The sequence below is a fragment of the Pinirhizobacter sp. genome (assembly GCF_035317885.1).
Classification (GTDB): Bacteria; Pseudomonadota; Gammaproteobacteria; order Xanthomonadales; family Rhodanobacteraceae; genus Pinirhizobacter.
The window spans coordinates 1-3,255 of the sequence record NZ_DATHFX010000123.1 but is presented as its reverse complement, the minus strand read 5'-3'; the positions used below and the strand labels follow the sequence as shown (position 1 = coordinate 3,255).

Below are 3,255 nucleotides of genomic sequence, written 5' to 3'. Positions count from 1 at the left end.
ATGAAGTTGAAAAACACCACCCCGTAGACGACCACCGGCTGGGCCTCACCGGCTGGAGCTATGGCGGCTTCATGACCATGTTCTCCGTAACCCAGACCCAGCGCTTCAAGGCAGCTGTGGCCGGGGCGGGCATTGCCAACTGGCAGAGCTACTATGGCCAGAATTCCATCGACCAGTGGATGACGCCGTTCTTCGGTGCATCGGTCTACGACGACCCGGCGGTCTACGCGAAGAGTTCGGCCATCAATTACATCAAGCAGGCCAAGACCCCGACGCTGGTAGTGGTGGGCGACAGGGACGCGGAATGCCCGGCGCCGCAGTCGTTCGAGTTCTGGCATGCCCTGCGCGCCCAGGGCGTGCCGACGCGCCTTGTGGTGTATCCGGGCGAGGGCCACGCCTTCAGGGACGAAGCGCACCGCCGCGACGTGCTGCAGCGGGCGCTGGACTGGTTCACCCAGTACCTCAAGTGAGCCAAATCCGGGCGATTGCTACGCCGGACGGACGATGATGGGCGTCGGCACGTTTCGTGCTTCGGCAGGCGCCATGCAATCGTTTCCCTCCATGGCGGCAAGCCACGTGGTGGTCAGCATGGCGCTGGCGGCCGTGTGTTCGGCTGCCCTGGTACTGGCCGTGGTGGCCTGGCGACGGGCCAATCGCAAGCGCAAGGGCAGGGGATTGACCTTCCATGCGTGGCACGATCCGCTCACGGGCCTGCCCAACCGCGCCTATGTCATGCACGAATTGAACAGCCTGTTTGCCCCGGGCGAGCGTCCGTCGCTGGCCGTGCTGTTCATCGATCTTGACGGTTTCAAGGCCATCAATGACATCCACGGTCACCAGGGCGGCGACCTGTTCCTGAGCGCCGTCGGCCGTTCGCTGCGCCAGAGCGTGCGCGAACGCGACATCGTGGCCCGCTTCGGCGGCGACGAATTCGTGGTGGTGCTCAAGCGTTACAGCGGTGAGGAAAACCTTTCCCGGATCTGCCGCAAGGTGCTGGACTTGGTTTCCCGGCCGGTGCAGGTGGGTGGCGAGTTGCTGGCTGTTTCGCCCAGCATCGGCGTGGCCGTGGCCCCGCGCGACGGCCATGACGCGGAGACCCTCCTGCGCAACGCCGATGCGGCGATGTATTCGGTGAAGGAAACCGGCAAGGCCGACTTCCGCTTCTACGTCGAGGGCATGCACGAACTCGCCCGCGAACGCATGGCGTTGGCCCTGGACCTGCGCCAGGCATTGCAACAGGACGACATCGAGGTGGCCTACCAGCCCAAGCGCTGCCTGCGCTCAGGCCAGGTGCGCGGGCTCGAGGCATTGGCGCGCTGGAATCATGCAACGCGTGGCGATGTGCCGCCGGCGGTGTTCGTGCCGGTGGCCGAACGCTCCGGCCTGATCCATGCCCTGGGGGAAACGGTACTGCGGCGCGTACTTGCCCAGCTGGCCGCCTGGGACACTGAAGGCGTGCCGGTGGCTTACGTGGCGATCAACCTGTCCCTGCACGAACTCACCCGGCCGTCGTTCGTCGAATCGCTCGCAGCGATCGTTGCCAGGAGCCCGGTGGATCCTTCGCGCATCCGTTTCGAGCTCACCGAGTCGACCCAGATGCGGCAGCCGGAGGAATCGGTGCGGCAGATGCATGCCCTGCGCGATCAGGGCTTCGCGTTGTTGATCGACGACTTTGGCGCAGGCTTCTGGAACCTGGGCCACCTGCGAGAGTTGCCGGTGGGAACAATCAAGATCGACCAGTCGTTCGTGCGCGGTGGCCTGCACAACGATGCGGACCGGCAAATCACCGAGGCCATCGTGCGCCTTGCCCGCAAACTGCGGTTGGAGACGGTGGCCGAGGGGGTGGAGACCGCCGACCAGGCCAACTGGCTACGCGAACTCGGATGCGACATCGGGCAGGGCTTCTACTTTGCCCATCCCATGCCGCCGGCGGCCGTAGGCGGGTACCTGGAGCGCCTGGCCTGTGGCTTGGCGTGAGCGGTTTGGCAAGGTCCTGGCGCTGGCCCTTGGCCTGGTGGCCTTGCCATGCCTGGCCACGCCAGACGCCCTGACCGATGCCTGGCGTCCGTTCCGCGCCGTCTGGTTCGACAACCTTAGCGTCACCGACGGCTTGCCGCACTCGACGGTCACGAGCCTCGTGCAGGATGCGCGCGGCGTGGTGTGGATGGGCACGTTTGGCGGACTGGTGCGCTACGACGGCAGCCAGATGCGCGAATTCGGTGAGCAGCCGGATGCCCCGGACGGCCTGACCGATGCCTATGTGCGTTGCATGGCTGCGCTCCCCAACGGCAACCTGTTGCTGGGCACCAACGCAGGTGGACTGGTGGAGTTCGACGCCGCCACCAACCGCTTCCATCGTTTTCCGGTAGGCGCCAACGGTACTTCGGACGACAAGATATTCGCCCTGGCCAGCGACCGCGCCAATGGTTGGTGGATCGTCACGGACGGCGGCACCGACCATCTCAAGGCCGACGGGCGCATCGAACGGGTGCCCGAGGGACCGGGAAGCCGCCCCGAATTCCCGGCACGGAGTTTTTCCGCGCTGCAGGACGAAGCCGGCAACCTGTGGATCGGCAACGACCGCGGGCTGTTCCGGCGTACCGCCGGCCAGGCGGCCTTCGTGCGCGTGCATGCCGCCGACCCGCGGGTGGATGCGGTGCTCGGCGACCGGATCTGGTCGATATTCCGTGATGCGGCCGGCCGCACATGGTTCGGCAGTGGCGAATCCGGTTCCGTTTACCTGGATCGAAAAGACCAGTGGCATTTCGTCGAAGGAATTTCAGGTTCTGCATCGATCACCGGACGGCGCACGATCCGCAATATCGTCGACACACCCGACGGTGATGTCTGGTTCGCCAGCGACGGCGCGGGGGTGGCGGCGTGGAACCCCGCCACCGGGCGTGCACGCTTGTTGAGCCACGATGCTTCGGTACCCTCGACCATCCCGGGCAATACCACGCGCGCATTGATGCGTGATCGGTCAGGAAATATCTGGGTGGCTACGGAACTTGGCGTGGCGCGCCACGACACCCGGGCGACGGGCATCTTTACCGTGCCGCCGTCGCCATTCCAGGCTTTCGGCTTGTCCGATCCTGATGTCCATACCGTGTTCGTGGATCCGCGCGGGCGCATCTGGCTGGGCCTGGGCACCGGCCACATCGATGTGCTTGACCTCGGAGCCAGCACCATGCGCCACGTGCGAGTGCCCGGCGACCAGGGCCAGCGCGACGTGCAGGCGTTCGCGGTGGCGCCGGA

3 protein-coding genes are annotated in these 3,255 nt (G+C 65.9%); all 3 read left to right on the top strand.

Going from position 1 to position 3,255, the window contains the following annotated elements; all coding sequences use genetic code 11:
- A partial coding sequence (locus tag VK519_RS03785; RefSeq protein ID WP_324347809.1) for an alpha/beta hydrolase family protein occupies nucleotides 1-470 on the top strand: 470 nt, incomplete at its 5' end.
- A 73-nt stretch (nucleotides 471-543) separates the two neighbouring features.
- Nucleotides 544-1,977 (top strand): putative bifunctional diguanylate cyclase/phosphodiesterase, encoded by a 1,434-nt coding sequence (locus tag VK519_RS03780; protein ID WP_324347808.1) that lies wholly within the window; start codon nucleotides 544-546, stop codon nucleotides 1,975-1,977.
- The coding region (locus VK519_RS03775; RefSeq protein WP_324347807.1) for a ligand-binding sensor domain-containing protein at nucleotides 1,964-3,255 on the top strand (1,292 nt) is incomplete at its 3' end. The genes VK519_RS03780 and VK519_RS03775, both read left to right, overlap by 14 nt.